The organism is Porphyromonas sp. oral taxon 275 (genome assembly GCF_018127745.1).
Taxonomy (GTDB): Bacteria; Bacteroidota; Bacteroidia; order Bacteroidales; family Porphyromonadaceae; genus Porphyromonas.
In genome coordinates this window covers 2036169-2059194 of the sequence record NZ_CP072333.1, presented here as the reverse complement: position 1 = coordinate 2059194, position 23026 = coordinate 2036169, and the positions used below count along the sequence as shown (strand labels likewise).

Sequence of the window (23026 nt, the reverse complement as noted above, 5' to 3'; positions counted from 1 at the left end):
GCTGAGGGCTATCAGTGAGCGCGCTGACTGACGTCCCTCAGAGGGCTGATGGATATCCCTCAGCGCCCCCCTCCCTAGCCGCTCACCTTGAGCCGCCCCTCTTCGCCCCCCTCCCGACGAACAGCCCCCAACGAGCCGCCTGCAGACATTAAGGGTCGCCCCTGCAGGGCTCTGTCCTTATTTATCCAATCCTAACCCAGGGTTTGGTCGCCCTTTCAGGGCTACGCACCCTGGGCTTTGAAACGGATCGCCCCGCTGGGGCTTGCGCGGCTGCTGGTATCGCATTTAGGCCCACACCCTAGACTTTGAAGGGATCACCCCGCTGGGGCTTTGCTCCCCACTAGAAGCTGCTAACCTATCCCCGAAAGAGCTCTAAGAAATGCCAAGCAGGCAGGCGATAATCCCACCCCTATAGGCCACCAGCGGCAGCGCAAGCCCCAGCGGGGCGATCCGTTTCAAAGCCCAGGGTGCGCAGCCCTGAAAGGGCGACCAAACCCTGGGTTAGCCCACCGCAAAAAGACAAGAGCCCTGCAGGGGCGACCCTCAACCATCGTGGCAATCGAGCAGCGGGCAGGAGGCGTATTCCCCTAAAGCTGGGAGCTCCGTACCCTCAGCCCTAGCGAAGCAGACAAAAAGGAAGCGGCCACAGTGCGGGGTATCCCTCTGCCACGACACAAATAATCCACGGACACCCCGCACCTATCGGCGAGCAGCGGCGGCGCAAGCCCCAGCGGGGCAACCCCTCCAAAGCCCAGGGTGCGCAGCCCTGAAAGGGCGACCAAACCCTGGGTAAGCCCACCGCAAAAAGACAAGAACCCTACAGGGGCGACCCTCAACCATCGTGGCAAGCGAGCAGCGGGCAGGAGGCGGATTCCCCTAAAGCTGGGAGTTCCGCCCCCGTAGTCCTAGCGAAGCAGACAAAAAGGGAGCGGCCACAGTGCGGGATATCCTTCTGCCACAACACAAACAATCCACGAACACCCCGCACCTATAGGCGACCAGCGGCGGGGCAAGCCCCAGCGGGGCAATCCCTTCAAAGCCCAGGGTGCGCAGCCCTGAAAGGGCGACCAAACCCTGGGTAAGCCCACCGCAAAAAGGCAAGAGCCCTGCAGGGGCGACCCTCAGCCCTAGCAGAGCAGACAAAGAGGGAGCGGCCCTTGTGCGGGATATCCCTCTGCTAAGACACAAAACAATCCACGACCACCCCGCCCCTATAGGCCACCAGCAGCCGCGCAAGCCCCAGCGGGGCAATCCCTTCAAAGCCCAGGGTGCGCAGCCCTGAAAGGGCGACCAAACCCTGGGTTAGCCCACCGCAAAAAGACAAGAGCCCTGCAGGGGCGACCCTCAGCCCTAGCAAAGCAGACAGAGAGGGAGCAGCCCTCGCGCGGGATATCCCTCTGCCCTCCCCCTATAGGCGGGGAGAATGTCGTATCTTTGCGCCTGCAGTGAGCTGCGAGCTCGGCAGGCCTCCCCAGCGAGGTACACCGATAGCGCCCCTCGCTGCGTTCCTGCTATAGATGCGTAGACGTATAGACCGAAGCGGGCGCCTAGCGCTGTGCCTTTGCAGCCTGCTGCTGCTGGCAGCCTGCGCCTCCCGACATAGAGCACCCCTAGCAAAGACCAAGGCCGCCAAGGCTTCGGTCCGAGATAGTGCATCCCGACGCGTCGGCGACAGCATCAGCACCCTACGCCAGCTCTCCGCCTTCATTCCCGACTCCAGCGACCTCACGATCGACAGCCTAGGCAATCGCCTTCGCTCCGCGGGCAAGCCAGGCGACAGCCTCGTCCGCCGAGCGGGAGACAGCCTACAGACGGCTCGCCCTGCCGTGCTGGATAGCGCCGCACGTGCCGACAGCATCGCCGCCGAGCGCAGACGCCGCAGCCGAGAGACCTTCGACGACATCATCGCCTACAAGGCGCAGGACTCGATGGTGCTGCTCGGGCAGAGCCTCACCTACCTCTTCGGCGAGAGCAGCATCGACTACAAGGATAAGGGGATGGACGCGCGCTTCATGCGCATGAACCTCGACAGCAACCTGGTCTTCGCCCACTACATCATCGATAGCACGGGCAAGGCCAGCGCCTACCCAAAGTTCCGCGACGGCGGCGAGAGCTACGAGGCCAAGAGCCTGAACTACAACTTCAAGACCAGCAAGGGCTACATCACGGGCGCCGTGACGCAGCAGGGCGAGGGCTACATCACGGCCGAGCGCACCAAGCTGGTGAGCAATAACTGCCTCTTCATGGAGGGCGGACGCTATAGCACCTGCGACAACCACGAGCACCCGCACTTCTACTTCCAGCTGACGCGTGCCAAGGCCCGCCCGCAGAAGAACGTCGTCGCAGGCCCGAGCTACCTCGTCCTGGCGGATGTGCCCATGCCCATAGGCCTACCCTTCGGCTTCTTCCCCTTCAATAAGACCTACTCTTCGGGCATCGTCATGCCCAAGTACGGGGAGGAGAGCAGCCGCGGCTTCTACCTCCGCGAGGGCGGCTATTACTTTGCCTTCAATGACTATGTAGACCTGTCGGTGACGGGGGACTGGTATTCGCTGGGCAGCTGGGGCGTCAATGCGCGCTCCAACTACCGCAAGCGCTATCGCTACAACGGGAGCTTCAACATGAGCTACCTCACCACCAAGACGGGCGACCGAGACGTAGCGGGGGACTTCAGCCAGAGCAAGGACTTCCGCATCAGCTGGACGCACACGCAGGACCCCAAGGCCAACCCCGAGCAGAGCTTCTCGGCCAGCGTCAACTACTCGACCAGCAGCTACAACCACAATTCGCTGTCGACGCTCTACAACCCCATGGTGGCGGGGCAGAATACCAAGAACTCGTCCATCAACTACAGCCGTACCTTCACGGGCACCCCCTGGCGCCTCTCCGCCAGCATCGATGCGACGCAGACCTCCTCCGACTCCATGGTCACGATGAGCCTGCCGAATGTCTCCATCAGCATGAACCGTATCTACCCCTTCCGCCGCAAGCAGCGCGTGGGGGCAGAGCGCTGGTACGAGAAGATCAGCATCAGCTACTCGGGACAGCTGCGCAATAGCATCTCCACCAAGGAGAACCGCCTCTTCAGGAGCAGCCTCACCCGCGACTGGCAGAACGGGATGAGCCACAATATCCCCATCTCCGCCTCCTACAAGCTCCTCGACTACATCGACCTGACCCTCGGGGCCAACTACAACGAGCGCTGGTACAGCTACAGCTCGCACAAGGTCTACGACCCCGACCTCGACCGCACCGTCTGGGAGCGTGACTACGGCTTCCGCCGCGCCTATGACTTCAACACCTCCGCGAACCTCAGCACCACACTCTACGGCTTCTTCAAGCCCTGGAGCCTCTTCGGCGACAAGGTGCAGATGATACGCCACCGCATGACGCCGCGTATCGGGGTGAGCTTCACCCCCGACTTCGGGGCACCCATGTGGGGCTTCTACGAGACGCTGAGCTATACGGACAAGCAGGGCCTGCCCCGCGAGGAGCGCTATTCACGCTACTCCGACGGGCACCTCTTCGGCGGGCCAGGGCAGGGACGCGCCGCACTCATCACCTTCGGCGTGGACAACAACCTGGAGATGAAGGTCAAGAGCCAGAGCGACAGCACCGAGACCACCAAGAAGATCAGCCTCATCGAGAACCTCTCGCTGAGCTCGAGCTACAACCTCGCCGCCGACTCCTTCCGCCTAGCCGACATCAACGCGAACATCAACATCCGCCTCTCGCAGAGCGTCAACATCAACCTCGGCGGCTCCTTCGACCCCTACCTCTACCGCCACACCACCGACGCCAACGGCGTGGTGCGGGAGTACCGCATCGACAAGATCCGACCCTTCTGGGGCAAGCGCCTCGGCGGGCTACGCAGCACAGGTACCTCCTTCAGCTACAGCCTGAGCAACCAGACCTTCGACAAGCTGCGCGCCTTCTTCTCCGGCAAGAAGAGCGACAAGGACAAGAAGGGCAAGGAGCAGGCTGACAGCACCGGTCACGAGCTCAACGGACCTCGCCCCGACGGGCGCGAGAACTCGCTGGCAGACCAGGCAGCACGTCAGGGCGGGCAGCAGAAGACGAGCTTCTACGGCTCCCAAAGCGACGAAGGCGAGTATGACGCCGATGGCTACCTCAAGCTATCGATCCCCTGGACGCTGTCCTTCTCCTACGGGGTGAACCTAGCGCGGACGAGCTTCGACCCCGTGCGCGATGACTTCAACTACGGGCTGACGCACAGCCTGATGTTCTCGGGCAGCATCCAGCCGACGAAGAACTGGTCCCTCAACTTCAACGCCAGCTACGACTTCATCGCCAAGAAGATCGCCAACATGACCATAGGCATCAGCCGCGACATGCACTGCTGGAGCCTCTCAGCCAATGCCATCCCCTTCGGCCCCTACCGCAGCTACAGCATCAATATCGGGGTCAAGAGCAGCCTGCTGAAGGATGTCAAGTGGGACAAGCACGGCTATTCGACCGGCGAGAGCTGGTAAGCCCACCAATAATCAGTAACTTTGCGCTATGGGTAGGACTGGGGCGAAGCTCCGGGACACCATCCCTATAGTATCATCTCACGGCACATCTAGTTACATCTCTAGCAGCTATACCCTTACGCAATGGCCACTACGACCACCCCTAAGACGCTCGTGCAGCGCCTACTCAGGCTACGCCCTAGCCCGACTATCCTCCTCTTCATCGCGACGATCGCAGCGGTCATCATCGCCAATACTGGCGCCAGTGACCTCTACAACGCCTTCCTCAACTTCCCCGTATATGTATCGGTAGGCGGTATCGAGCTCTTTGCCCACTCGGGGCACACGATGACGGTGAGCCAGGTGGTGAACGATGCGCTGATGGCGATCTTCTTCTTCCTCGTCGGGCTGGAGATCAAGCAGGAGCTCCTCGTCGGGGAGCTGTCCTCGCCCAAGAAGGCCCTGCTGCCCATCATCGCCGCCTTCGGAGGGATGATCGTCCCCGTCCTCTTCTTCTTCGCCATCTGCCACCAGCAGCCCGAGAGCATGGGTGCGGCGATCCCCATGGCGACGGACATCGCCTTTGCCCTGGCAGTACTGGCATCGCTGGGAGAGCGCGTGCCGAAGAGCCTGCGCGTCTTCCTCGCAGCGCTCGCGGTAGTGGATGACATCGGCGGGATCATCGTCATCGCCATCTTCTACAGCACCCATGTATCGTGGCTCCCCCTAGGCATAGGCATCGCTCTACTGGGGCTGATCCTGCTGCTGGGACGCGCGCGTATCCATACCCTAGAGCCTTACCTCATCATCGGGGTAGCGGTGTGGGCCCTCTTCCTCCACTCGGGCATACACCCCACCATCGCAGGCGTGCTGACCGCCCTCTGCCTCCCCGCAGGGACCAAGGTCCATATCGGGCGCCTCTCGGAGTGCCTGAGCGAACAGACCAGCCACCTCTCCACCAAGGCCGTCGAGTCCAATGGTGCCCTCGTCCTCTCCCATGAGCAGCTGGAGAGCATACAGAAGATACGCACCACCGCCGCCCGCGCCATCAGCCCCGTACAGACGCTGGAGCACGCCATCGCGCCCTTCGTCAACTACTTCATCCTGCCGCTCTTCGCCTTCGTCAACGCGGGCGTTGCCTTCGGTGGCTTCTCGTCCGAAGCACTGCTGGGGCTCCCTGCGGCGATCTTTCTCGGCCTCTTCCCCGGTAAGGCCATTGGGATCAGCCTCTTCACTTGGCTGGCCGTCAAGCTACGTATGTGTAGCCTTCCCGAGGGGCTGACCGTCCACCGACTGCTGCCCCTCTCCGTACTCGGAGGCATCGGCTTCACGGTCTCGCTCTTCATCGCCAACCTCTCCTACGACGCCCCCAACCTCGTCTCCCTGCTCAATGAGGCCAAGCTCGGGATCTTCGCAGGCACCATCGCCTCGGGCCTCATCGGCTACTTCTGGCTCCGCAGCACCCTCCCCAAGGATGACGCAGCCGCCTAGCCTCGAGGAGCTCACAGCCCTTCAGGACGAGCTCCGACAGCTGCTCCAGCACCCCAAGCCCGAGCAGCGCCTCAGGAAGCTCCCGCAGGCCGAGCGGCTGCGGCTACAGCAGCAACTGGCGCAGCAGCGCCTTGTCAAGGACAAGCTCCCCTCGTGGCAGCTTGTCCTTGCCTATATCCCCTCCTCCCTTGCCCTAGAGCAGAGCTCCAGCCAGCAGGCTGCGGAGTACAAGCAACACTTTGTCCACCGCGAAGATCGTCTCCTAGACATGACGGGCGGACTGGGCGTGGACTTCAGCGCCCTTGCGGCGGCAGCCCAGTCGGGCGTCTACGTCGAGCAGCAGTCCCAGCTGGTGGCCGCCGCACGCTACAACCTCCCGCGCCTCCTGCCCGACCGCCCCATCACGATCTACGAAGGGCGCTCCACGGAGCTGCTGGACGAGCTGCTCGAGCGCCATCAGCCCACACTTATCTACCTCGACCCCGCACGTCGTGAGCAGAGCGACCGCCAGCGCCGCGTCTACGCCCTCGAGGACTGCGAGCCCGACCTCCTCGGGCTCCTGCCCCGCATCCGCGAGCGCTACAGCGCCCTAGGGCTGCCACTGCCGCGCCTACTGGTCAAGGTCTCCCCCATGCTCGACCTCAAGCACACGCTCCGCTCCGTGCCCGAGACCAAGGAGCTGCACGTCGTGGCCGTCCAGAGCGAGGTCAAGGAACTACTCCTCTCCATAGACCTAGCTGCCCCCTCCCCCTCCTCATACCAAGACGTCCCCCTTGTGGTGAGCCTCCTCGGCTCAGGGCAGGAGCAAAGCCTACGCTTCGAGCGCGCCTTTGCCGAGGAGGAAGCCCTCACCGCGCACTACGCCGCCGAGCTTGGCCGCTGGCTCTACCTACCGCACGCCGCACTGATGAAGGCGGGGCTGTACAAGAGCCTTGCCGCGCGCTACGCCCTCGATCCGCTGCACGTCAGTTCGCACCTCTACACCTCGGACGAAGCCTGCCCCGACTTCCCCGGGCGCCGCTATGAGGTGGATGAAGTGCTGCCCTTCAGCTCCTCCCTCCTCAGGCGTCTAGCGAAGGAGCGCCTCGCCGCGCAAATCATCTGCCGCAACTTCCCCCTCTCTGCCGACGAACTGCGTCGTCGCCTCAAGGCCGCCGAGCACGACACCTTCGCCCTCCTCGGTACTACCCTCTCCACGGGCGAAGCCGTCCTCATCCGCTGCCGCCGCAGCTAGCAGCCTACCCCACGCACGCCGCCCGCTGCCGCCCCACAAGAAAGCCGCTCGCCCCATCGATTACTTGTGATCGATGGGGCGAGCGGCTTTTTCACTTCCTCCAGGCCTCTAGCCCAAGGCAATAAAAAAGGGGCGCAGCGCGCCCCTTAGCGTTGTCTCGCAAGGATTCGAACCTTGACAAACAGAACCAAAACCTGTTGTGCTACCATTACACCACGAGACAATCCTCAGCTCTTCACCCAGGCTAAGCGGTATAGGCCGCCAAGATGAATGCAGCGCAAAGATACGCTATCTCAGCTAACTAGACAAATAGCCCAGCCCGAGGCTCCGCGCGCTGAGGCACATTCGGGAGGGAGGCTGAGGGAGGGCTGTCCGCGTGCTGAGGGAGGGCGGGGAGGGGCTGAGGAAGATCAATAAGGCAGGAGAGGCAAGGCTGTGGCCGTCGGGAGCGATAGCACTGAGGGAGTCTGAGGGATATCAGTAAGCACGCTGAGGGACGGCAGTCAGCGCCGTCAGGGATATCAGTAAGGGTCGCTGAGGGATACCCCTCGGGGAGGTGAAACAAGAGGGACAGAAGCGGGAAGGAGCAGGACGGGAGGATGGGGCGGACGGCCGCGCGGAAGGGCAGAAAAAGGGTCAGGCACTCCGCTCCCCAGCGAGCTGAGGAGGGAGCGCCTGACTCTGGTGGGATCCGCAGAGGGGCGGAAGGCTGAGGCCAGTGCTTGGAGAGCGGCGGCCCTTAGGCTACCAACCGGGGTTCTGCGTCCACTTGCCGCCCGTGGCGGAGATGATCTCGAGATTGATCGGCAGGAGGTAGTCCCGCTTGGGATTGAAGCCCCAGCCCGCCTCGTGCCCCGCGGGATTACTCGGGAGGATATAGCGGTAGCTGTCGCCCGCCTTGCCCGTGAGGAAGAGATTATTGCCCGTGGCGGCATCGTAGACGAGGCGATTGCCGTAGCGCGGATGGCCCTTGAGGTTGCTCCCGACGAAGAGCGCCCCCACAGCCCGCTGGCCTACGATGAGCTCCTCAGCGGCTGCCCAGCGCGCGATGTCGCGGAAGCGACGCCCTTCGCAGGCCTGCTCGACACGCCGCTCACGACGTACCGCCTGCACGTACTTATTAAGGTGTCGGAAGGGGTAGTCCGCCTCGGTATTGTACTCACGGTCGAAGTCCACATCGGGCATCCCGACACGTACGCGCAGCGGGTGCAGGATCTTGATGACCTCGGCGGCGTGCGTCGCCCCGTCGAGCTCGACGAGTGCCTCAGCGTAGTTCAGCAGGATATCGGCGTAGCGGAACTGTATGGCTGGCGTCGCGCCCTTGTACTCGGCATCGAGATTGCCCGTGTAGTCGATCTGCACGTGCTTGAGCAGCGAATAGCCCGTCATGTTCTGATGGTAGGAGGCCCCGAGCAAGGGCGGCACCTCATAGGCGGGTTGGTCGGGACGCAGGCGTTGACCAGGCGTGCAGACGGTCTGCGCCAGGCGCGGGTCGCGCAGCGTGGGCTGGAGCTCGGTGCCGAAGGTCTTCTTCGCCTCGAGCCGCTCGGCGCCGACGAAGGGACGCCCGTCGCGGGTCAGGTAGTCGTCCACGAGCGAAGCCGTAAGGCCTATCCCACCGCCGCCTTGGTTGAGGTAGCGGTTGACATTGTTCCCCACCTCATTGCCGTCGTAGCGCTTGTACCAGAGGACCTCAGGGTTGGCAGAGAGGTCGGTGGTCTGGAAGAGCTGACGGTAGTCCTCCGTGGGCTGACTGGCGCTGTAGACCTTCCACACGCCGCGATCGACGACGGCCTTAGCCGCCTCGAGGGCCTGCGTCAGGTAGCCCTTGACCTTCTCCTCTGTGACCTGAGGGTCGGCGAAGGCATCCCCCTTGGCCTTGTGGTAGCGCTCCCAGGTGGCCTCGAAGAGCGCGACCTCACTCTTGAGCGCCCGTGCCACATCGCGGTGTACGCGCATGCTGGCAGCACTCTGCTGCTCGCCCAGCAGCCCGATGGCGCGATCGAGATCCGCTAGGATGCTGTCGGTGAGCTCCAGGCGGCTATGGCGCGGCAGCTGTAGGCGCTCCACGACGGGATCAAGGGGCTCGCTCAGCCAGGTGACGCCGCCGTAGCTGGTCAGCAACGTGTAGTAGTACCAGGCACGGAAGTAATAGGCCTCGCCGACGCACTGATTGTAGCGCACCGAGCCCTTCTCGGTGGTGTTCTCGAGATTGGTCAACAGGTAGTTGACATCACGTATGTGGACGTAGGTCTTCAGGGATGCGGCGTTGCTGAGACTGAAGCGTCCATCCAGTCGGGTATTGACGGCGCTGCTGGTCATGTTGTCACTCATCACGTCGTCACCCGCTATGCCCGCGCCGCCACCAGCGCTAAAGCCCTGCGTACGTAGGCCGGACTCGTAGAACATGTTTAGGTAGTTCTGCATCTCGCCTGTACTGGCGAAGGGCTTGGTGGTAGAGAGCGTCCCCTCGGGCTCCTTGTTCAGGTCGAAGCAGGAGCTAAGCCCCGAGCCCAGCGTAAGGCCGAGGCAGAGGAGTAGGATATTCTTGTTCATGAGCTTGTATGCTTAGAGGTTTACGACGACGCCACAGGAGACGACGCGGTTCATCGGGTAGTTCTTCCCCCCTTCACTCGTATAGCCGTTGCCGGTGAAGATGGCCTCGGGGTCGAACATCCCCTTGAGCCCCGTGAAGGTCAGGAGGTTCTCTCCCGAGAGGTAGACCTGCACCTTGCTGCCCTTGGTCCACTGGCTGGGGAGCTCGTAGCTAAGGGTCACGTTCTTGAGGCGGCAGTAGGCGGCGTTCTGCAGGTAGCGGTCGTTGGTGACCTTGTTCTTGCCCTGGAAGGGGGCTACCCCGCCTGCGGTGTGGATGTAGGGCTTGGGGTAGTAAGCGTTAGGGTTCTCTGGCGTCCAGTAGTCGAGGTGCTGCTTGAAGACCGTGACCTGGGCGTAAGGTCCCCAGCCCCAGAAGTAGATGGAGCCAGGGCCTGGGTGCCAGTCGCGCTTCCCTACGCCCTGCAGCATCAGCGAGAGGCTGAGACCGCGCCAAGCGATACTGCCGTTGAAGGTGAACTGATAGCGGGGCGTCGTGTCCCCGATGACCGTCATGTCGCCCATGTCCCCGAGCTTGCTCTTGCCGATATTGATCTTGCCGTCGCCATTGAGGTCTCGGTACTTGACGTCACCAGGCGTCCAGGGCTGTCCGCTGAGATAGCTGAGGTCGTGCGTCTTGTTGTAGGCATCCGCCTCGGCCTGCGTCTGGATGAGCCCATCGGAGCGGAAGCCCCAGATCTCGCCCGGGCTGCGACCCTCGTACCACTGGGTATGGGGCGAACTCTTGTCGATGCTGGTGTACTTGGTCACAACGGCTGTGGCGTCGGAGACCTGAGCGCCGAGGGAGTAGTCTATGTCCTTGCCGATGCGCCCGTGATAGTTCAGCGAGAGCTCCCAGCCACGGTTGCGCAGCTCGGCATTGTTGGTCTCGGGCGCGGCGGCACCGAAGAGGTCAGGCAGCGGCAGCCCAGGGCCGAGCATATCGCGCGTATCGCGCTGGAAGATCTCGAGGGTACCCGTCAGCGTATTCTGCCATAGGCCGAAGTCCAGCCCGAGGTTGAGGCTGGAGACCTTCTCCCAGGTCGTATTGGGGTCGATGACGCGTGGCGCGACCGTGTAGGGATGGCGCCCGTCCTGGAAGATGTAGCTCCCGAGGCCGCGGCTCAAGCTCATCGACGAGGCGAAGGTATAGAGTGCCGCCCCAGCCTGATTCCCTAGGAGGCCGTAGGAGGCGCGGAGCTTTAGGTTGGAGAGCGTTGGGGAGAGGGAGCGCATGAAGTGCTCGCGGTGGAGGTTCCACCCCAGCGAGAAGGAGGGGAAGAAGCCCCAGCGGTGTGCGGGCGCAAAGCGGGAGGAGCCGTCGTAGCGGCCGTTGAGCTCGACGAGGTAGCGCCCGTCATAGTTGTAGTTGATACGCCCGAAGAAGCCACGCGTAGCCCAGCCGTAGCGCTGATCCACGGGCACCTTGTCCCCCGAGCCTATCCCTGCGTTGGGGTTGTCCAGCGAGTAGAGCCCCGTCACCGAACTCTCGAGGAAGCTCGTGTGGCTGTCCTCCTCCTGATAGCCCGCTAGGAAGGTGAAGTGGTGACGCTCCCCGAGGTCGAGCAGGTAGTTGGTGTAGAGGTTGATCGAGCGATAGTTGTCCTTCTGGAAGCTACGGGTGAACTTGCCCTGCGGCAGTACCCCCAGCTCGCTGCGTACCCCGAGGGAGGTGCGCTGCCCGTCGGCGGCGTAGATGCGCGGAGCTCTATTGAGCGCCTCGTACTCCGAGCCTCCGAGGCGGTAGGTATAGTCGAGGTAGATACGCCAATCCTTGAGTGGCTGCAGCTCGACGCCAGCAGTGAGGTTAAGCCGATCCTGCTTGTGACGCGTGTAGGTGCCGCTCCGGAGGTAGGGGATCATACTTAGCTCGGTGAAGTGCCCATTGGGGTCGACGACGGAGACCGTGGGGCGGAAGCGCGCCAGCGAGTGGTAGAAGCCCTCGGAGAGCCCGCCTGCGCCGAAGGGCGTATCATTCTGTCCGTGGATGTACTTGGTATCGAGCTTGAGGCGTAGCCAAGGCTTGAGCTGGCTCGTGACCTTGGAGGCGAAGTTGTAGCGCTGGTACTGCATCTTGGCATAGCGCAGGATGCCGTCCTCGGTATAGTAGCCGCCCGAGACGTAGTACTGTGTGCCTTCGCTGCCGCCCGAGACGCTGAGGTTGTGGCTCTGCTTGTGCGCCCAGTCCTTATAGTGGAGGGCGAAGTAGTCGACATTGCCCACCCCCTGCTCCGAGTTCTCGAAGGCGGGGTTCATCATTGAGTTCTTCGGCAGCTCTGCCCAGGGGTCGACACTGGAGGGGTCAGCGATGTAGCGCCGCAGCAGCTCCAGCTTCTGGTCGCTGTAGAGACGAGGCGAGCCCGAGTTGCGCACGCCTGCGTTCCAGTACTTGGCGAACTCATAGGAGTTGACCATCTCGGGCAGCAGCGTCGGTGCCGACCAGCCGAAGTTGCCCTGATAGCCGATACGGATCTTGCCCGCTACGCCCTTCTTGGTCGTGACGAGTACGACCCCGTAGGCCGCGCGTGCGCCGTAGATAGCGCTGGCGGCAGCATCCTTGAGCACGGAGATGCTCTCGATATCATTGGGGTTGACATCCGAGAGGGCCATCTCCACCCCATCGACCAGGACGTAGGGCGAGGCGTTGTTCTTAAGGTTGCCCTGCCCACGTAGCGAGAGCGTCCCCGTCCCGCCAGGGCGTCCTGAGGAGCCGTTGGTGACCAAGAGACCAGGGACGAGCCCCTGCAGACTCTGGGAGGCGTCCGCTACGGGACGGCGTGCGAGCTCGGTGCCCTTGACGGAGCTGACCGCCCCAGTGAGGTTGACCTTGCGCTGGACGCCGTAGCCCACCACGACGACATCGTCCAGCTTGGTGGCGGCATCCTGTAGGGTGATGGTCAGCGACTGCTGCCCTTCGAGGGCTACTTCCTCGGTCTTCATGCCGATAAAGCTGACGCGGAGCACGTCGCTCTTCTTCAGTCCCGAGAGGGAGAATTCGCCCTGCAGATTGGTCACGCTACCCTTACCTTGGGCGCCCTTGACCACTACGGAGGCTCCGACGACGGCCTCGCCCTTGCTGTCTACGACGCGTCCGCGTACCGCGAGGCTCTGCGCCGAGAGCTGCGGCATGAGGAGGGTCAGCAGAAGGAGCAGCAGCCCGAGGAGCCTCGACCTGTGTAGTTTTCTTTTCATGTGACTTTAATTATAGTGTATGTATGTACGGGTCTAGCTGGGGGGCTAATGCTGGGGGGAGGGTCGCGCAGGTAGGGGGGCAGCTCTCCCCTACTCTTCCCAGCGCGGGGCGCGTGCCGAGGTCTCCTCCTCGGCGCCCTTAGTGTTTTCCTCTTTGTTCCTTCGTTTAGGGCAAATTTAGGGATAATGATCGGGGCGAGCAAGGGTTAGTAAAAGTCGTGTAATACAAGCACTTCCTTAATTTATTTACGAAGCCTAAAGACGGTCTAAGACGCCTCTCAGCACCCCTCCCAATAAGGCTGCGACGCGGCCTCCCTTAGCCCAGAGTCTCGCTGAGGGATATCCCTCAGCCTCCTGACTGATACCCCTCACGGCGTCCACTGACGGCCCTCAGCGTGCTGACTGATATCCATCAGCAACACCCCCTCCCCAGCGCCACCGAGAAGAGCCCGTAGGAGCAAGCTGGAGGCGCGGCTGTAGGGGACGCGCCCCCAGCCTCGGCGCTATGCGGTGGGCGTCCCAGCTGCGTTATATACATATCTAATTAGGGCGCGCGGAGCAGCCTTGGGCGGGCAGCTGCTCAGGGATGCCTGGGCAGGGCCTTCCGAGCCTCATGGGAGGAGGTCGGACGAAGTCCCTCAGCCTCGGTGAGGCGCTTTGCTCGCCGCTACGAGAGAATTATTAACTTTGTAGTATGGATAATAGCATACAGCGCGGGCTTGCGTATCGCGCTGGGTGCCCCAATAATAGAAACATATGAAGAAGATCATCCTTGCATCCCTGGCACTGGGTGCTGTGCTGACCCTCAGCTCCTGCGGCGCTAAGAAGAGCGCCTACCGTAAGGCCTACGAACAAGCAAAGCAGCGTGAGATCGCTGCACAGGACACCAAGCCTGCCGTACAGTACGAGGCTAGCGCCGCTCAGATGCCCGCTGCCCCCGTCACTGTACGTAAGGAGCGCGTCTCCACCTACGAAGGGGAGAATGCGAGCCACCTCAAGCGCTTCAGCGTCGTCGTAGGGAGCTTCCAGAACCCCACCAACGCGCGCAGCCTCAAGGACCGCATGACGCAGGCTGGCTACCAGGCTGTACTCGCTACCAATGACGTGGGTATGCTGCGTGTCATCGTCTCTAGCTTCGACACGCGCGATGAGGCAGCTGCCAGCCGTGAGGCCGTCAAGGCACGCTTCGCCCCCGAGTTCAAGGACGCTTGGCTCCTAGAGAACGCTCAGTAATCCACCGAGCGAGCAGCTAGCTATGGACATCAGGAAGGAGTATTCCCTCAAGGCGCACAACACCTTCGGCATAGACGCCCAGGCGGACTGGTTCATCCCCTACAAGAGCATCGAGGAGCTGCAGCTCCTGGCCCGGGATGAGTACTTCCAGGAGTGCCGGCACCTCCTTCTAGGCGAGGGGAGCAATATGCTCTTCCTTACCAACTTCCATGGCATCGTCCTGCACTCCCAGATCACCACACTCGAGACCTACGAGGAGGATGAGGCACACCTCACCCTCCTCGTAGGCTCTGGTGTGCACTGGGATGACCTCGTAGCATACACCTGTGCCCGCGGACTTGGAGGTCTCGAATGCCTCTCCCTGATCCCTGGCCAGGTCGGCGCCGCAGCGGTGCAGAACATCGGAGCCTATGGCGCCGAGATCAGCCAGCGCGTCGTCTCTGTGCACACCGTACACCGCCGTACGGGTGAGCTACGTCACTTCGCTCCCGAGGAGTGTGACTATGCCTACCGCCACAGCTTCTTCAAGACGGCTGAGGGGGCAGACTACATCGTCACGCACGTACTACTACGCCTCGATAAGCAGCCCGAGCTGCAGCTGGACTACGCCGACCTCAAGGCACGTGTAGCCGCCCGCAGCGCTGCTCCCAGCCCTGAGGACGTACGCCAGGAGGTCATCGCCATCCGCCGCAGCAAGCTCCCTGACCCCGCCGAGCTAGGCAATGCAGGGAGCTTCTTCATGAACCCCATCGTCCCCCCCTCACGGCTCACGGAGCTCCAGGAGACCTATCCCGACATCCCCCACTACCCTGCCCCCGAGGGTCAGATCAAGCTCAGCGCTGGCTGGCTGATCGATCGCTGCGGGCTCAAGGGCTTCGTCCTGGGGCATGCGGGCGTCTACCCACGGCAGGCGCTTGTGCTGACCAATGTCGACGGGGAGGCTACGGGGCAAGACATCGCACGCCTAGCTCAGCACGTACAGCAGCAGGTACAGGAGCGCTTCGGCATCGAGCTACAGCCCGAGGTGCGCTATATCAGCTAGCTGCCGGCACCCGCCTCTACGGGTACCGTAGCACACCCACACATATACATGAAGGTCATCATCCTAGGCACAGGTACCAGTACAGGCATCCCCGAGGTGGGCTGCGGCTGCCCTGTATGCCAGAGCGACGATCAGCGTGATCGCCGACTACGCACCTCGGCCCTCGTCATCACCGATCAGGGCAAGCGCATCCTCATCGACTGTGGCCCCGACTTCCACGAGCAGGCTACGCGGCTCATGCTGGACCGCGTGGACGCCGTGCTCCTGACGCACGAGCACTACGACCATACCTTCGGCCTGGACGACATCCGCACCATCGCCTGGCGTCAGGAGGTGCCCATCTACGGGCAGGAGCGCACGCTGGAGGCCGTACGTAGCCGCATGCACTACGCCTTCGGGCCCAATCCCTACCCTGGGACGCCACGCCTTAGCCTCAAGCCCATCGTCGAGGGCCAGCCCTTCGAGGTCTGCGGCGAGAAGGTTATCCCCCTATCCTTCATGCACGGCTCCCTGCCCATCGTCGGCTATCGTATAGGCCCGCTGGTCTATATCACCGACCTCAAGCAGATCGAGCCCTCCGAGTGGCAGAAGGTCGATGGTGCTCAGCTCGTCGTCCTCAATGCCCTACGCTATAGCCGCCCCCACCCGAGCCATCAGAGTGTGGAGGACGTGCTGCAGCGCCTCCCCCAGCTCACGGAGCGCCCTCAGCTGACGCTCCTGACGCACCTCTCGCACCACGCCCCCAGCCATCGCGAGCTGGAGCAGCTCCTACCCTCGGACGTCCGCCCTGCCTACGACGGGCAGTGCCTCAGCATTGTGGACGGCCAGGTCACCGAGACGCCGCTGCCGCCCTTCGAGCAGCCCTTCCACTACCGCGACCTTGGCCGTATCGCCTACGCCGAGGCCTGGGAGCTGCAGAAGGAGCTCTTCCAGGAGCAGCTCACCCTCAAGCATGAGGGCCGCCCCACCAGCAGCTACCTCCTCCTATGCGAGCACGAGCCCGTCTTCACGATGGGCAAGCACGCCGACAAGGCCAACGTGCTGCTAAGCCCCGAGCACCTACGCGACATGGGCTACGACTTCTATGAGATCGAGCGCGGCGGGGACGTGACCTACCACGGCCCTGGCCAGATCACGGGCTACCCTATCCTTGACCTCGAGCGCTTCGGCCTCGGGCTGCGCGCCTACATAGAGCTGCTGGAGAGCTCGATCATAGAGCTCCTGCGCTTCTACGGTATCAAGGGCGAACTGAAGGAAGGTGCGGCTGGCGTCTGGCTCGATGTCGGCGACCCCGAGCGGGAGCGTAAGATCGCGGCCATAGGCGTCAAGAGCAGCCGCTACGTGACGATGCACGGCTTCGCGCTGAACGTCACCAACGACCTCAGCCCCTTCCAGCTCATCAACCCCTGTGGCTTCAAGCAGGGCAAGGTAGCCTCCATCGCAGGCGAGACAGGCCAGGCCATAGACCTCGTCGTCATACGCCACATGCTGGTATCCATCCTCCACCGTAGGCTGCGTGAGCTCATGCCGCAGCGCTACTAGTTATTCACCCTTGTCATACGCCCCATAGTATATGAACGAGATCAACCTCTCCACTCCCTCCCTCCTCTTCTCGGCCATCTCGCTGATCCTGCTAGCCTATACCAACCGCTTCCTCTCCTACGCCAGCATCGTGCGTAGCCTCAAGGAGAAGCACGAGCGCGACCCTCAGGCCGAGCCCACCAGCCTGGCACAGCTGCGCAACCTCTACCGCCGCCTCAAGCTGATCCGCGCCATGCAGATCCTAGGGGCCAGCAGCCTGCTCTTCTGCCTTACGGCGATGTTCTTCTTCTACATCCACCTACCCGTCCTCGGAGATATGATCTTTGGGGCTGGGATGGTGCTGCTAGCGGCCTCACTCTGCGTCTGCATCTGGGAGATACAGATCTCTGTCGACGCCCTGAGCCTCAATCTCGGTTCGCTCAAGAAGGAGCAGCCCTCGCTGCTGCGCCGCCGTCCCGACGATGAGGAGCTACAGCGCGAGAAGAGTAAGCAGAACAAGAAAAAGAAGAAGTCCAGCGGCGAAGGCAAGTCCCAGGACGAGCGCCCCGCCCGCGAGGAGCGTCCCGAACGTCAGCCCCGCGAAGGACGTGAAGAGCGCCCCGAGCGTCAGAGCCGTGAAGGCCGCGAAGGACAGCGCTCTGGCCGCGAAGAGCGTCAGGAACGCCAGCAGCGTGAGCCCCGTGAGGGCCGCGAGGAGCGCGAGCCTCGTCAGAGCCGAGAGTCCCGTGAAGGACGTGAGGAGCGTCAGCCACGTGAGGGCCAGCGTCAACCCCGCCGTGAGCGCAGCGAGCAGCCTCAGGAGTCCACGAGTGCAGCGAGCGCCGAGCAGGCCGAGAGCCGCAGCGAGCAGCCTCGTGAGCAGCGTGAACCCCGTCAGCAGCGCGAAGGCCGCCCCCAGCGCGAGCCTCGTGAAGCACGTGAGCCCCGCGCTCCACGCAGTCCCCAGGAGCAGCCAATAGCCCACAGCGCCGAGCCTCAGAGCACGCAGCCCCAGAGCGCACAGCCCGCAGGCCAGCCCCGCAGCGAGCGCCCCATCCGCGAGCCCCGCGAGCCCCAGCAGCAGACGGAGCAGCAGCCCAGCCGCAGTGAGCAGCCTGTAGCAGCGCCCGCTACCCAGCCCAGCACCGTGCAGCGTGCACCCGCAGCTGAGAGCACAAGCCCTAGCCCAAGTCAAGCTCCCAGCCAGCCTGCAGCCCAGCCAGCCCTCGCTCAGCCCGAGGCCAGCGTGCAGCCTAGCCGCCCCTCGACGGCAGCGCCCATGGCACGCCCCGCAGGTGCTCCGCTCGTCACGCCCCGCCCCGCTGCCCGCACGGCACAGCCTGCCGCTCAGCCCGCCCCTAGCACGGAGCCCGTCAGCAGCCCCGCCGACGAGCAGCCCGGCCGTCCGATGAGCTACGAGGAGGCACGTGCCCGCCAGCTGCGCGCCCTGCAGCAGCAGGCTCCCGAGGAGCCCCAGGACTAGGCCCTAGGCTACGTCCCCAACCCTAAGAGCAGCGGCTCATCCCCACGCAGCGTCGTCGGGGGTGAGCCGCTGCCCTTTTACCCCCTTAGCCGAGGGCAAGCCGCCGAGGCTTTTCCCCTACTGGGCCGAGCAAAGGCCTCATCGAGCCGCAGCGCGCCTTGCCCCTTGCCCGAGCCTCCTTGAGGGATATCCCTCAGCCCTCTCCACTGATAGCCCTCACGCTCCTCACTGCCGTCCCTCAGCACGCTGAGGGATAGCCCTCACGCACCCTCCCCCTATAGACGCACAGTGCTTGGAGGCCGAGGGCAAGCCTTACCGCGGCTTAGTCCGAGGCGAGCAAAGGCATAACGCGCCCGTTCTCGAAGCCAGCTGTGAGGAGGGTCAAGAGGCCTCGGCGAGCAGCCCTCCGACCCCTACCCTAGCCGTACCGTACAGCGGAGGGAGGATTTGTTGTATTTTTGCGCTCGCAAGACAGAAATCCAAAACAAAGCAAACAAGAAGTAAATGAACAAGACTACTATAGCGTTCTTCGGCACGATGCCTTACGATAAGGCGACCTTCAACGAGGTAAACGAAGAATATGGCTTCGATATCAAGTACTATACGGGCAACCTTAGCCACGACAACATCTCCCTGACGCGCGGCGCCGACGCCGTCTGCGTCTTCGTCAACGACGACCTCAACGCCGAGATCATCGCCGAGCTCAAGCAGAACGGCGTCAAGATGATCGCCCTGCGCTGCGCAGGCTACAACAACGTAGACCTGCCCGCCGCCAAGGCCACAGGCATCACCGTGGCGCGCGTCCCCGCCTACTCGCCCCACGCTGTGGCCGAGTACGCCGTGGCCCTCATGCTCTCGCTGAACCGCAAGATCCAGCGCGCTAGCTGGCGTACGCGTGACGGTAACTTCTCCCTGAACGGACTCATGGGCTTCGACATGTACGGCAAGACGCTCGGGGTCATCGGCACGGGTAAGATCGCCAAGGTGCTCATCGGCATCCTGCGCGGCTTCGGCATGAATGTACTGGCCTACGACCTCTATCCCGACCACGCCTTCGCAGAGGCCAACCAGGTGCGCTACGTCAGCCTCGACGAGCTCTACGCAGGCTCGGACATCATCTCCCTGCACTGCCCCCTGACGCCCGAGACGGAGTATATCATCAACCGCGAGAGCATCGCCAAGATGAAGAAGGGCGTCATGATCATCAATACGGGACGCGGCCGCCTGATCCACTCCGAGGACCTTATCGAGGGCCTCAAGAACAAGCAGGTCGGCTTCGCAGGGCTCGACGTCTACGAGGAAGAGGAACCCTACTTCTACAAGGACAAGAGTGACAAGATCATCGACGACGACACGCTGGCGCGCCTGCTGTCCTTCAACAACGTCATCATGACCTCGCACCAGGCCTTCTTCACCCGTGAGGCCACGAGCAACATCGCCCACACGACCTTCGGCAACATCCGTGACTTCGTCCTCGGCCACGAGCTGCCCAACGCTGTGACGGAATAGCCGAGTGCCCCGAGCCTAGTATAAAAGGCGCGCGTCCTGCCGACCCGATGAGGTTGGCAGGGCGCGCTCTTTATTTGCCTCTAGCGGCAGCGGCAGCTCTTAGGTTCCTTAGCCCCAGGGCTAGGGCTGAGGGCGCAGCGGCAGCACGGGCGTCAGCAGCAGCGTCAGGCTATAGTCCTGATAGGGCAGCAGGTACTTAGGCTGTGGTAGTGCCCCCCAGCTGTCGTAGCAGCCCAGACCCATGTGGTAGCTATCGGCCAGCAGCTGGGTGAAGGGCGCCTTGGCAATGAACTCGGAGTGCTCCTGACCCTTCTGAGGATAGCCGTCGAGGCTCTCCATGCTGCGATCCAGCGCCGAGGCCATGAAGAGCTTGTCCGAGCGCAGCTCTAGCCCACGGCCGCCTCTGTCGAGGACACGGAAGTAGCTGAGGTCGCTGTGCAGCCCCGTCTCCTGCGGACGGATGTAGGGGTAGAACTGATCCGCTACAGAGCTCTGATAGTAGCCGAAGGGCTGCGAGAGCTTGCGGTCAGGGTAGCTCTCCACAGGGCCGCGGCCGTAGAAGGCAACCTGATCCAGCTCCTGAGGCAGCTCCATCTTGATACCGAAGCGGAAGAGATTGGCCACCTTCTCCTTGCTGCAAGCCTTCATCGCCTGCTGGTAGAGGATGCGTCCCGTCGCGTCTATGGTATAGTCGATGCTCAGCGTAGCGCCGACGGCGGGCAGCTCGTAGCGGGCCTCGAGCTTGATGAGCATAGGCTCGGGCTGCGTGGCCTTGAGGCTCTTGAGCTTGAGCTCAGGGTGACGCCAGACGGCGTAGCGACGCTGCAGACCAGCACCCATATCGTTGTCCGTCGGGGCGCGCCAGAAGTTGGGGCGCAGCTGATGCCCCTCATCGAGGAGCTGCACGCCGCCTGCCTCGTAGTGCGAGACGAAGCCCGTAGCCTTGTCGATCTCGATGCGCCAGTCCGCGCCCTTGATGATGTAGTACTGCACATCGTTGGAGAGGAGCTCGGGGGCGGACTGGGCGCGCTGCTCGTTGAGCTTCAGCTCAGGCAGCTGCCCCTTCTGCAGGACAAACTGCTCGTGCGCCAGCTCCGTACCTGCCAGCAGGATCCCATCGGCGTGAGTGAGCGTGAAGGAGAGCTGCAGCGTGACGTCCTCCGTCGCGCCCACAGCGGGCATCGTGTAGGGGATCGTCAGTTCCTCAGTGGCCTGCGGGGCAATCGCGGGCAGCTGCATCGTCCCCGACTGGACGGGAAGGCCCTCTACAGAGAGCTCCCAGCGCATCGTGTAGCGGCTCAGGTCGGTGAAGAAGTTCTCGTTGTAGATCTTTATCCGTCCCTTCGCTGCGTCTACCATCGAGGGGCGTATGCTCTGGTGCACGTAGCTCACCTCATAGGCGTGCGGATTGAGGCGACGGTCGGGGCTGACGAGCCCGTTGTCTAGGAAGTTGTTGTCCGAATAGTCAAAGCGGTTGAAGTCGCCCCCATAGGCGTAGAAGGAGCGGCCCTTCTTGTCGCGCCAGCGCAGGCCCTGATCGACGAAGTCCCAGATGAAGCCGCCCTGATACTGAGGCTCGCGGCGGATCATATCCCAGTACTCGTCGAAGCCGCCCTCGCTATTACCCATAGCATGGGCGTACTCGCACTGGATGACAGGCATCGAGGGCTTGCTGTCGAGGTACTTCTGTATTTCCCAGGGACGGCGGTACATGGGGCAGAAGATATCGGTCGCCTCCTTGCCCGAGCGCTCGTACTGTGCAGGGCGGGTGGGGTCGAGCTTCTTCACTAGGCGGTAGGCAGCCCAGAAGTTCTCGCCGTGCCCCGACTCGTTGCCCAGCGACCAGGTGATGACGCTGGGGTGGTTGACGTTGCGCTGGACGTTGCGCTCGTTACGCTCGAGGTGCGCCTTGAGGAAGTCCTTGCGGTGCGCCAGAGACTCCTTGCCGTAGCCCATACCATGGCTCTCGAGGTTGGCCTCCGCTACGACGTAGAGCCCGTACTCATCGCAGAGCTGATACCAGAGGGCGGCGTCAGGGTAGTGACAGGTACGTACGGCGTTGATGTTCATTTGCTTCATCACCACGATGTCCTGCAGCATACGCTCGCGGGAGACATGGTAGCCGCCGTCGGGATCGATCTCGTGGCGGTTCGCCCCCTTGATGAGGACGGGCTGACCATTGACCAGCAGCTGCCCTCGGGCGATACGTACGTTGCGGAAGCCCACCCGCTGGGGGATCACTTCGCCCCCTGCCTCGACGCGCAGCGTATAGAGGTAGGGATGCTCAGCGCTCCACAGCTGGGCGCGCTCGAGGGTCATCTGGGCCTCGGAGCCGCGCGTCTCTGCCGAGGCTACGACCTTGCCCGTGGCATCGCTCAGCGTAAGGCGTACGGGCAGGCTGGCGGAGGTCTTGTCGAGCTTGACCGACAGCAGTCCCTTCGTGTAGCTCACGGTATCGACGTCGGCTACCACACGCAGATCACGCACGTGCTGCGGCTCGCGAGCGTAGAGATAGCAGTCGCGGCCGACGCCCGAGAGGCGCCAGAAGTCCTGGTCCTCCAGGTAGCTGCCGTCGCACCAGCGGTGCGACTGGAAGGCGATGAGGTTGGCCTCGCCGTACTTGATGTAGGGTGTGAGGTCGAACTCTGCCTCCAGCTTACTGTCCTCACTGTAGCCCACGGGGCGGCCATTGACCCAGAGGTCGATGTTGGAGGTGACGGATCCGAAGTGGGCGATGACCTTCTTGCCACGCCAGGAGGCAGGGATGGTGATGCTGCGACGGTAGCTCCCTACGTGGTTCTCCTTGATGGGGACGATGGGGGGGTTGTTCTTGAACTGGTTCGTCCAGGGATAGGGGACATTGGTATAGAGGGGATGGCCATAGCCGTGGAGCTCCCAGTTGCCGGGGACGGGGATCTGTGCCCAGGACTTGTCGTTGAGGCCTAGGGCGCCGAAGTCCGTGGGGCGCTCATCGGCGTTGCGCACCCAGTGGAAGCGCCACATACCGTTGAGCGAGAGGTAGTGGGCGCTCTGTCGGAGGTCCCCTGTCGACTCACCCGCGCGGAAGGCGAAGTAGTCGGCGTGCATCGGGAGGCGGTTGATGGCATTGACCTCAGGGTTCTGCCACGGCTCCTTGGAGGACTGCTGGGCGCTGGCCGTGAGGCTAAGCGCGAAGAGCCCCAGGAGGGGGAGGAGGGCTTTCATGTCGATAGTGTGTGGTGATTGAAGTGTATAGATATGGATCTTGTAGCGTA

At 63.0% G+C, this 23026-nt stretch carries 10 protein-coding genes, 1 tRNA gene and 2 pseudogenes; 9 read left to right on the top strand and 4 right to left on the bottom strand.

The features are described 5' to 3' along the window. Window positions 1–1517: 1517 nt before the first annotated feature. The 3 genes from J4862_RS08270 (at window position 1518) to J4862_RS08260 (ending at window position 7197) form a co-directional block, all read left to right on the top strand. Entirely contained in the window at window positions 1518–4493 is a 2976-nt protein-coding gene (locus J4862_RS08270; RefSeq protein WP_211788627.1) for a putative LPS assembly protein LptD, read from the top strand. Between the two features lie 123 nt (window positions 4494–4616). Beyond that, window positions 4617–5963 (top strand): Na+/H+ antiporter NhaA, encoded by a 1347-nt coding sequence (gene nhaA / locus J4862_RS08265; RefSeq protein ID WP_211788626.1) that lies wholly within the window; start codon window positions 4617–4619, stop codon window positions 5961–5963. Further along, a complete protein-coding gene (locus tag J4862_RS08260; protein WP_211788625.1) occupies window positions 5947–7197 on the top strand; it encodes a class I SAM-dependent methyltransferase in 1251 nt (416 codons plus the stop codon). The genes nhaA and J4862_RS08260 overlap by 17 nt, the downstream gene beginning before the upstream one ends. Before the next feature lie 152 nt (window positions 7198–7349). On the opposite strand, the gene J4862_RS08255 is transcribed toward J4862_RS08260, so the two are convergent. The 3 genes from J4862_RS08255 to J4862_RS08245 all read right to left on the bottom strand — a co-directional run bounded on the left by J4862_RS08255 (window position 7350) and on the right by J4862_RS08245 (window position 12984). Continuing rightward, window positions 7350–7420 (bottom strand) — tRNA-Gln (locus J4862_RS08255). A 521-nt stretch (window positions 7421–7941) separates the two neighbouring features. Then, a complete protein-coding gene (locus tag J4862_RS08250) occupies window positions 7942–9753 on the bottom strand; it encodes a RagB/SusD family nutrient uptake outer membrane protein (protein WP_211788624.1) in 1812 nt (603 codons plus the stop codon). A 12-nt stretch (window positions 9754–9765) separates the two neighbouring features. Continuing rightward, the gene (locus J4862_RS08245) at window positions 9766–12984 is read right to left on the bottom strand and encodes a TonB-dependent receptor (RefSeq protein ID WP_211788623.1); all 3219 of its coding nucleotides are present in this window, start codon (window positions 12982–12984) and stop codon (window positions 9766–9768) included. 756 nt (window positions 12985–13740) lie between these two features. Here J4862_RS08245 and J4862_RS08240 point away from each other — a divergent pair. The 6 genes and pseudogenes from J4862_RS08240 (at window position 13741) to J4862_RS08220 (ending at window position 19772) form a co-directional block, all read left to right on the top strand. Next, window positions 13741–14217 (top strand): SPOR domain-containing protein, encoded by a 477-nt coding sequence (locus J4862_RS08240; protein ID WP_211788622.1) that lies wholly within the window; start codon window positions 13741–13743, stop codon window positions 14215–14217. Window positions 14218–14239: 22 nt separating this feature from the next. After that, window positions 14240–15259, top strand: coding sequence for a UDP-N-acetylmuramate dehydrogenase (murB, locus tag J4862_RS08235; protein ID WP_211788621.1), 1020 nt, complete (start codon window positions 14240–14242; stop codon window positions 15257–15259). A gap of 48 nt (window positions 15260–15307) precedes the next feature. Beyond that, a pseudogene (locus J4862_RS08930) lies at window positions 15308–15925 on the top strand (MBL fold metallo-hydrolase); the annotation flags it as partial. Window positions 15926–16102: 177 nt separating this feature from the next. Next, window positions 16103–16801, top strand: coding sequence for a lipoyl(octanoyl) transferase LipB (lipB, locus tag J4862_RS08925; RefSeq protein ID WP_371742411.1), 699 nt, complete (start codon window positions 16103–16105; stop codon window positions 16799–16801). A 31-nt stretch (window positions 16802–16832) separates the two neighbouring features. Then, a pseudogene (locus tag J4862_RS08850) lies at window positions 16833–17234 on the top strand (DUF2721 domain-containing protein); the annotation flags it as partial. Between the two features lie 1533 nt (window positions 17235–18767). Then, window positions 18768–19772 (top strand): 2-hydroxyacid dehydrogenase, encoded by a 1005-nt coding sequence (locus tag J4862_RS08220; protein ID WP_211788618.1) that lies wholly within the window; start codon window positions 18768–18770, stop codon window positions 19770–19772. A gap of 120 nt (window positions 19773–19892) precedes the next feature. Here J4862_RS08220 and J4862_RS08215 read toward each other — a convergent pair whose 3' ends face one another. Next, window positions 19893–22976: a glycoside hydrolase family 2 TIM barrel-domain containing protein gene (locus tag J4862_RS08215; RefSeq protein WP_211788617.1), complete on the bottom strand. Its 3084-nt coding sequence runs from the start codon at window positions 22974–22976 to the stop codon at window positions 19893–19895. Between the last annotated feature and the right edge of the window lie 50 nt (window positions 22977–23026).

Coding starts and splice junctions, on each gene's coding strand:
- J4862_RS08270 (WP_211788627.1), top strand. CDS start 1,518: ATGCGTAGACGTATAGACCGAAGCGGGCGCCTAGCGCTGTGCCTTTGC.
- nhaA (WP_211788626.1), top strand. CDS start 4,617: ATGGCCACTACGACCACCCCTAAGACGCTCGTGCAGCGCCTACTCAGG.
- J4862_RS08260 (WP_211788625.1), top strand. CDS start 5,947: ATGACGCAGCCGCCTAGCCTCGAGGAGCTCACAGCCCTTCAGGACGAG.
- J4862_RS08250 (WP_211788624.1), bottom strand. CDS start 9,753: ATGAACAAGAATATCCTACTCCTCTGCCTCGGCCTTACGCTGGGCTCG.
- J4862_RS08245 (WP_211788623.1), bottom strand. CDS start 12,984: ATGAAAAGAAAACTACACAGGTCGAGGCTCCTCGGGCTGCTGCTCCTT.
- J4862_RS08240 (WP_211788622.1), top strand. CDS start 13,741: ATGAAGAAGATCATCCTTGCATCCCTGGCACTGGGTGCTGTGCTGACC.
- murB (WP_211788621.1), top strand. CDS start 14,240: ATGGACATCAGGAAGGAGTATTCCCTCAAGGCGCACAACACCTTCGGC.
- J4862_RS08220 (WP_211788618.1), top strand. CDS start 18,768: ATGAACAAGACTACTATAGCGTTCTTCGGCACGATGCCTTACGATAAG.
- J4862_RS08215 (WP_211788617.1), bottom strand. CDS start 22,976: ATGAAAGCCCTCCTCCCCCTCCTGGGGCTCTTCGCGCTTAGCCTCACG.